The organism is Halomonas sp. 707D4, assembly GCF_024158685.1.
Lineage (GTDB): Bacteria > Pseudomonadota > Gammaproteobacteria > Pseudomonadales > Halomonadaceae > Vreelandella.
On record NZ_JAMZBD010000103.1, the window covers coordinates 1 to 8,338 of the forward strand.

The 8,338-nt window shown below is 65.9% G+C and carries 5 protein-coding genes and 1 pseudogene; 4 read left to right on the plus strand and 2 right to left on the minus strand.

Annotation, left to right across the window (positions count from 1 at the left end; translation table 11 throughout):
* Both nagZ and BIS11_RS06440 read left to right on the plus strand, forming a co-directional pair.
* A partial coding sequence (gene nagZ / locus BIS11_RS06435) for a beta-N-acetylhexosaminidase (protein ID WP_253585842.1) occupies window positions 1–750 on the plus strand: 750 nt, incomplete at its 5' end.
* Window positions 751–808: 58 nt separating this feature from the next.
* Window positions 809–1,387, plus strand: a complete 579-nt coding sequence (locus BIS11_RS06440; protein ID WP_253419078.1) for a hypoxanthine-guanine phosphoribosyltransferase — start codon at window positions 809–811, stop codon at window positions 1,385–1,387.
* Between the two features lie 25 nt (window positions 1,388–1,412).
* On the opposite strand, the gene BIS11_RS06445 is transcribed toward BIS11_RS06440, so the two are convergent.
* On the minus strand, window positions 1,413–2,246 hold the full coding sequence (locus BIS11_RS06445; RefSeq protein WP_253419081.1) for a pyruvate, water dikinase regulatory protein: 834 nt from the start codon (window positions 2,244–2,246) through the stop codon (window positions 1,413–1,415).
* A gap of 306 nt (window positions 2,247–2,552) precedes the next feature.
* Between BIS11_RS06445 and ppsA the strand changes: the two genes are divergently transcribed.
* Window positions 2,553–4,925 carry a phosphoenolpyruvate synthase gene (gene ppsA, locus BIS11_RS06450; protein ID WP_253419084.1) on the plus strand — a complete coding sequence of 791 codons (2,373 nt, stop codon included), beginning with the start codon at window positions 2,553–2,555 and terminating at the stop codon, window positions 4,923–4,925.
* A 159-nt stretch (window positions 4,926–5,084) separates the two neighbouring features.
* Complete coding sequence (gene ggt / locus BIS11_RS06455; RefSeq protein ID WP_253419087.1) at window positions 5,085–6,875, plus strand: gamma-glutamyltransferase; 1,791 nt, start codon at window positions 5,085–5,087, stop codon at window positions 6,873–6,875.
* A 9-nt stretch (window positions 6,876–6,884) separates the two neighbouring features.
* Here the strand turns inward: ggt and BIS11_RS06460 are convergent.
* Window positions 6,885–8,338: pseudogene (locus tag BIS11_RS06460) on the minus strand (glycerophosphodiester phosphodiesterase family protein); the annotation flags it as partial.

Sequence of the window (8,338 nt, forward strand, 5' to 3'; positions counted from 1 at the left end):
GGCGAGCGCTTCGTCGAGGACCCGGAGGCGGGCGTGGCGCTGGCCGCCGATGCCGGCTGGCTCTTGGGCATGGAGATGGCCGCCTGCGGGCTCGACGTGAGTTTCGCACCGGTGCTCGACGTCGAGAGCGGGCTTTCGAGCGTCATCGGCGATCGCAGCTTCGGTCACGATCCGGAGCAGGTGGCGCTGCTCGGTGGTCACTTCGTGCGCGGTCTGCACGAGGCCGGCATGGCGGCGATCGGCAAGCACTTTCCCGGCCATGGCGGCATCGAGGCGGATACCCACCTGAAAGTGGCTGAGGATCCGCGCCCGCTCGAGGCCTTGAAGGCGCGCGACCTGGTGCCCTTTGCCCGCCTGGCCGGCGAGCTCGATGGCGTGATGCCGGCGCATGTGATCTACAGCGCTTTCGACCCGCGTCCGGCGGGCTTCTCGCCGAGCTGGCTCGGCATGCTGCGCGAGTCGCTGGGCTTCAAGGGCTGCATCTTCTCCGACGACTTGACCATGGCCGGTGCTCACGTGGCGGGAAGCCCCGCCGAGCGCGCGAAGGCGGCGCTGGCGGCGGGCTGCGACATGCTGTTGATCTGCAACGATCGCGACGCGGCTCTCGAGGTGGTCGGTGCCTGCCAGGGCCTTCAGAACAAGCGCATCGGCAAGCTTCGCTACGCCCGTGCCCGGCCGGATCTCGAGGCGCTCGGCGCGCTCAAGCGCTGGCGCCGCGCCAATGCCAAGCTTTCCGAACTTGCCGGTTAGCGACCGGCCCTTCCGTTTTTCCTTTTCCGACCCTTTCGCGAGTAACGCCGGAGCCCCCATGGCCAAACTGGACAAAGAAACCCTCGAGTCGCTGGATTCCATGCGCGAATTGATGGACAACGCCGACTGCCTGATCTCCCAGACGCAGGTCGAGCAGGCGCTGGATCGCATGGCCGAGGCCATCACTGCGGATCTCGGCGACAAGCTGCCGGTGTTTTATTGCGTGATGAACGGCGGACTGATCACCACCGGGCATCTGTTGACCCGGCTCGGTTTCCCGCTCGAGGTGGACTACCTGCACGCCACGCGCTATCGCAACGAGCTGCGCGGCGGCGAGCTCTTCTGGCGCGTCTCGCCGGAGGTGCCGATGGCCGGGCGTCACGTGGTGATCATCGACGACATCCTCGACGAGGGTGCGACCCTGGCGGCGATTCTCAAGTACTGCGAAGAGGCCCAGGCGGCGAGTGTCTCGACCGCCGTGCTGGTCGACAAGCAGCACGATCGCAAGGCGGTGCCCGGCCTCAAGGCCGACTACTGCGGCCTCGAGGTGGCGGACCGCTACGTGTTCGGCTTCGGCATGGACTACAAGGGCTACTGGCGCAACGCCCCGGGCATCTTTGCGCCCAAGGGCCTGTAACGTTTTTTGTCGGAATCCGGCCTCGCTAGCGCGGTGAAAAACGCCGCGCGAGGCCGGTTTCGGCGATCATGCGCGTCGAGATCTCCTCGATCGAGAAGCGCGTGGTGTCGATGAAGGGAATGTTCATCGAGCGGTAGAGCGCCGCCGCCTGTTCCACTTCCTGCACGCACTGGTCGATCGAGCTGTAGCGGCTGTTGGGCCGGCGCTCGTTGCGAATCGCCGAGAGCCTGCGCGCATCGATGGTCAGCCCGAACAGCTTGTGGCGGTGCGGGGCGAGCACGCGGGGGAGCTTGAGGCTGCCATCCTCGTCCAGATCGTCCTCGGTCAGCGGGTAATTGGCCGCGCGGATGCCGAACTGCAGCGCCAGATAGAGCGACGTCGGGGTCTTGCCGCAGCGCGACACGCCGACCAGGATCACGTCCGCCTGATCGTACTGGTGGGTGCGGGCGCCGTCGTCGTTGTCGAGGGCAAAGTGCACCGAGTGGATGCGATCCATGTAGACGTCGTCGCTGCCGATCGCATGAGTGCGGCCCACACTGTAGGACGAGTGGGTCTCGAGCTCCTGCTCCAGAGGCTCGAGAAAGGTCGAGAAGACGTCGACCTTGAACCCCTGGGCCTGGCGAATCACGTCGCGGATCTGCTGGTCAACGATGGTGTCGATGATGATCGGCCGCTGGCCATCGCGACTGGCGGTGGCGTCGATGATGTCCGCCAGCGCCCGAGCCTTTTCGATCGTATCGATATAGGGCTTGGTCAGCATCGTGATCTCGACGCCGCTGAACTGGGCCAAAAGGCTTCGTCCCAGGCTTTCGGCGGTGATGCCCGTGCCGTCGGAAATGAAAAACGCCGTGCGCTTCATGGCTTTCTCTCCATCGTTTCTCTTTATCGTCGCTCGTGGAATCGAGGCTTCATTCTCACCGCTTCTTTGCATCGGCACAACGTGTCGCAAATGCACTGGCCAAGGCCGCCCCTGGAAGGGCGACTACAGGAAACCCCTTGAAGGCCCGTGTGTTGTAAAAAACCTTCAGTGACTTCGCGGTTAGACTAATGGCGAATACGAGGGGGCGGTGATAGGGTGACACGCTCAATGGCAGGGGTCGATCCGGCGAGCGTCCATGGCCTCGCCGACGGATTCAACCCAGGGTGACGATAAAAGGGGTGTTGCGTGCAAGAGTACATTGTGTGGTTCGACCAGTTGGGCATGAACGATGTCGAGCGCGTGGGCGGCAAGAACGCGTCGCTCGGCGAAATGATCTCCAATCTGTCCGACGCGGGTGTCACGGTACCCGGCGGCTTTGCGACCACCGCCCACGCCTATCGTGAATTCCTGGCGCACGAGGGCTTGAACGATCGCATCAACGCGCTGCTCTCGCGCCTCGACGTCGACGACGTCAAGGCGCTCGCTGACGCCGGCGGCACCATCCGCCAGTGGATCATCGACACGCCCCTGCCGCCCGCTTTCGAAAGCGCCCTGGCCGATGCCTACGCCGCGCTCCAGAGCCGCCATCCCGATCTCAAGGCCGCGGTACGAAGCTCCGCCACCGCCGAGGATCTGCCGGACGCCTCCTTTGCCGGCCAGCAGGAAACCTTCCTCAACATCGAAGGGTTCGAGAACGTCAAGCGCGCCGTGCACGAAGTGTTCGCGTCACTCTTCAACGACCGCGCCATCTCCTACCGCGTGCATCGCGGCTACGCCCACGAGAACGTCGCGCTTTCCGCCGGCGTGCAGAAGATGGTGCGCTCGGAAACCGGTGCCTCCGGCGTGATGTTCACCCTCGATACCGAGTCCGGCTACCGCGACGCGGTGTTCGTCACCGCCTCCTGGGGGCTCGGTGAGACGGTGGTACAGGGCGCGGTCAACCCGGACGAGTTCTACGTCCACAAGCCCACGCTCGAAGCCGGCCGTCCGGCGGTGCTGCGCCGCACGCTCGGCTCCAAGCTGATCAAGATGATCTACGGCGAAAGCGCCAGCGCCGGCAAGTCGGTGGCCACCGTCGACGTGCCGCTTTCCGATCGCGGACGCTTCTGCATCAGCGATGACCAGGTGATGGATCTCGCCCGCCAGGCGGTGATCATCGAGAAGCACTACGGCCGCCCGATGGACATCGAGTGGGCGCTGGACGGCGACGACGGCAGGCTCTACATCGTCCAGGCGCGCCCGGAAACCGTGGTCTCCCAGCAGGAGGGCGGCAAGCTCGAGCGCTTCCACCTGAAAGAGAAGGGGCGCAAGCTGATCACCGGCCGCGCCATCGGCCAGCGCATCGGCAGCGGCACGGTCAAGGTGGTGATGAACCCGGACGACATGGAAAAGGTCCAGTCCGGCGACGTGCTGGTCACCGACATGACCGATCCGGACTGGGAGCCGATCATGAAGCGTGCCTCGGCGATAGTCACCAACCGCGGCGGGCGCACCTGCCACGCGGCGATCATCGCCCGGGAGCTCGGCATTCCGGCGGTGGTCGGCTGCGGCGATGCCACCACCCAGCTTCGTGAAGGCGTCGACGTCACGGTCTCCTGCTCCGAGGGCGATACCGGCAACGTCTACGAAGGACTTCTCGATTTCGAGTGCAAGGTGTCGAGCGTCGATGCCATGCCGGAGATCCCGTTCAAGATCATGATGAACGTGGGCAACCCGGATCGCGCCTTCGGCTTCGCCGGGCTGCCCCACGCGGGCGTGGGCCTGGCGCGTCTCGAGTTCATCATCAACCGCATGATCGGCGTGCACCCCAAGGCGCTTCTCGAGTACGACCGCCAGACGCCGGACCTCAAGCAGGTGATCGACGCGCGCACGGCGGGCTACGACGATCCGGTCAGCTTCTACGTCGACAAGCTCGTCGAGGGTGTTTCGACGCTGGCCGCGGCGTTCCATCCGCAGAAGGTCATCGTGCGCCTGTCGGACTTCAAGTCCAACGAGTACGAGAATCTGATCGGCGGCAAGCTCTATGAGCCCGGCGAGGAGAACCCGATGCTCGGCTTTCGTGGCGCCTCGCGCTACGTCTCCGAGGCGTTTCGGCCCTGCTTCGAGCTCGAGTGTCGGGCGCTCAAGCGCGTGCGCGACGAGATGGGCTTCAAGAACGTCGAGATCATGGTGCCCTTCGTGCGCACCACGGGCGAGGCCCGCGAGGTCGTCGAGCTGCTCGCCGCCAACGGGCTGGATCGCCGCGAGAGCGATCTCAAGGTGATCATGATGTGCGAGCTGCCCGCCAACGCCCTGCTGGCCGACGAGTTCCTCGAGCACTTCGACGGCTTCTCGATCGGCTCCAACGACCTGACCCAGCTGACCCTCGGGCTCGACCGCGACTCCGGCATCGTCGCGCATCTGTTCGACGAGCGTAACGAGGCGGTCAAGAAGCTTCTTTCCATGGCGATCAAGGCGTGCAAGGCGCAAGGCAAGTACGTCGGCATCTGCGGCCAGGGGCCGTCGGATCACCCTGAACTCGCCAAGTGGTTGATGGAGCAGGGCATCGATTCGGTCTCGCTCAACCCCGATGCGGTGCTCGAAACCTGGTTCATGCTGGCCGGCGAGACCATCGCCTAAGCCTGACTCGATGATTGCGTTAATTTGCGCCCGGCCATTGTGCCGGGCGCAGGCGTTTTATAGGCTAGCTTGAAACGGGGCAGGCGCCCTTCGTTCACCGAATCGTTCAACCCGGCCCGCTCAAGTCGGACCATGCCGGCCAGATATCCAGGAGAGATCATGCTGCCACGCAGGGCGACGTTACCCTTGACCGGCCTATTGCTGGTACCCCTCTACAGCTTCGGCTTCACCTACGACACGCCCGCCGTCACCCCGGAAGTGGGCTCCGGCTACGAGGAAAAACCCGGCTGGGCCTTCGACGAGTTCGCGGTGGCCGCCGCCAATCCGCTCGCCGCCGACGCCGGTCGGCAGATCCTTGCGGCCGGCGGCAATGCCATCGACGCGGCGATCGCCGTGCAGATGGTATTGACGCTGGTCGAGCCGCAGTCCAGCGGCATCGGCGGCGGCGCCTTCTTGATGTACGCCGAGGGTACCAATGTCGAGGCCTTCGATGGGCGTGAAACCGCGCCCCGGGCGGCGACGGAAACGATGTTCATGGACGATGGCGAGCCCATCGCGTTCATGGACGCCGTGGTCAGCGGTCAGGCGGTGGGCGTGCCCGGCACGCTGAAGATGCTCGAGACCGCCCACGCCGCCCACGGCAAGCTCGACTGGGAGACGCTGTTCGTGCCCGCCATCACGCTTGCCGAAGAGGGCTTTCCTGTCAGCCAGCGCCTGCACACCAGCATTGCCGAGGACCCGGCGCTGGGCGACGATCCGCTCGCCGGCGCCTTCTACTTCGATGAGAACGGCGAGCCGCTCGAGGTCGGCGAAACGCTGACCAACCCGGCGCTGGCGGCGATCTTGCGCATGATCGCCAAGCAGGGCAGCCAAGCCTTCTACGAAGGCGAAGTGGCGCGCGATCTCGTCGAGCGCGTCACGAATCATCCCACCCGCCCGGGCGCCATGACGCTCGAGGATCTCGCCGACTACGAAAGCGTGACGCGCGATGCCCTCTGCACGCCCTGGCAGCAGTGGCGTGTCTGCGGCTTCCCGCCGCCCTCCTCGGGGCATATCACCGTGATGCAGATTCTCGGCATGCTCGATGACCAGCCGATGATCGAGGCCCCGCTGGATAACGGCGTGGCGAGCGCCAGTTGGCTTCACCAGTTCCTGGAAGCGTCACGGCTGGCCTTCGCCGATCGTAACCGCTACATCGGCGACCCGGATTTCGTCGAGGCGCCGGGGGGTGACTGGGCGACGATGCTTGCGCCGGATTATCTGGAGCGCCGCAGTCAGCTGATCGAAGAAAGCAGCATGGGCGATACCGCCGAGCCCGGCAATCCCGGCGAGTTCGTGGTGAGCTACGCCTCCCAGCCGACCCAGCCCGAGTACGGCACCAGCCATGTCAGCATCGTCGACGAAGACGGCAATGCCGTGGCCATGACCACCACCATCGAGCAGGCCTTCGGCTCGCGGATCATGGCCGACGGCGGCACGGGCCTGCCCGGCGGCTACCTGCTCAACAACGAGATGACCGACTTCTCCTTCACTCCGGAGATCGACGGCGAGCCGGTGGCCAACCGCATCGAGCCCGGCAAGCGCCCGCGCTCGAGCATGAGCCCGACCCTGGTGTTCGACCAGGAGAGCGGCGATTTCGTGGCGAGCCTCGGCTCGCCCGGCGGCGCGGCGATCATCCACTACACTGCGCGCACGCTCATGGCCATGCGCGACTGGGGCCTGAGCGCCCAGGAAGCGCTCAACCTGCCCCACGCGGTGACGCTCGGCGGCGATGTCTGGCTGGAGGAGGGGCGCTTTCCTGAAGCCACCATCGGCTCGCTCATCGAGCGTGGCCACAATGTCAGCGAACGCGAGCTGACCAGCGGCCTGCAGGCGATTCGTCGCCTCGAGGACGGCACCTTGTTCGGCGGTGCCGATCCGCGCCGTGAAGGCGTGGTGGAAGGCGAGTGATCGCCCGGATTACTCGCGCAGCCAGTTGCGCAGCTTGACGAGGATGATACCGCCGTCGCTCAGCGCGCGGCGGTCCTCGATCAGCTCGCTCAGCCGCTCCGGGTAGTCGGTGATGATGGCATCCACCCCCAGGTCGATCAGGGTGGACATGCGCGCGCGGTCATTCACCGTCCAGGCGTGGATCTCATAGCCGTAGAGGCCGGCGAGTTCGATCTCGCGCCGGGTGATGCGGTTGTGGCGAAGCCCCAGCGCATCGAAGCGAGTTCGATCGAGCGTGCCCGGCAGTATCAGCTGCGCCAGCAGGGTGACGCGAATTTCCGGCGCGCGGGCCTTGATCGTCTCGATCAGCCCCGGCGTCATGGTCGCCAGGCGCATCTCCATGAAAGCATTGGGGAAGCCGCATTCGCTCATGCCGGTCAGGGCGCTTTCCTGCGTCGCCCAGCAGCGGTAGCGAATGTCCGACTCGACCTCCAGCGCGTCCATTACCGACTCGGCCAGGCGCGGCTCGTCGCCGCGGCTGGCCTTCATGTCGATCATCAGCCCCGCCTTGCCACGCACCACGGCGAGCGTCTCGTCGAGCCCGGCGATTCGCTAGCCCACGAAGGCGTCGCCGAACCAGCTACCGATATCGAAGTCGGCGAGCTCCTCGCGGGTCAGCTCGTCCAGGTCGCGCTCGTCGCCGGTCAGGCGCGCAAGGCTTCGGTCGTGGTAGAGCATGACCTGATCATCGGCGCTCAGGCGAACGTCGAGCTCGACGTAGTCGGCGCGGTCTTCGAGCGCCTGGCGCACGGCGGCCAGCGTGTTCTCCGGCGCCACCATCGAGCTGCCCCGGTGGGCGATCACCGCCACGTTGTCGCGAATCTCGAAGCTGTTGAGGATCCACCACGCCTGGAGGGCCGCGAACGCCAGCACGAAGAGCTCTATCGCCCAGGCGAGCCGACCGGACGAGGGTCCGGCTTGCGGCAAGGTGGAAGAGGAGGGCGCGCGACCCGCCAACTGCTGGTAGAGGCAGGCGGAGAGCAGGGCATTAGCGGCGATGCCCAGGAAGGTGATGGTCAGCGTGATCAGCACGTAGCCGGTGAGGTAGGCGAGCATGGCCGGAATCAGTACCGCGGTGTGCTCCGGCAGCCACCATAGAAACGGCGTGACCACCAGGTCGAACAGCCAGGTGATCAGCACCGGCAGCGCCACGATCAGCACCAGAAGGGTCAGCACCGCCGCGGCGATCGAGCGGCGCCATCCACGGGTGAGGGTGACGCTGCGGCCCAGGGCGGCGAGCGGCGATGCGCCCTCGATGGCCACCAGCGGTAGCGCCAGCACCCAGCGCAGGTAGAGCCAGGCGGCGAGGCACATCCAGCCAAGCACCAGCGGCAGCGCGCAGGCCAGGAAGTACCACAGCACCGGCGGGCGGACGCGCTGCAGGTAGTAGGGCTCCAGCCCGCTGAGAAACCCGTCGTACAGCC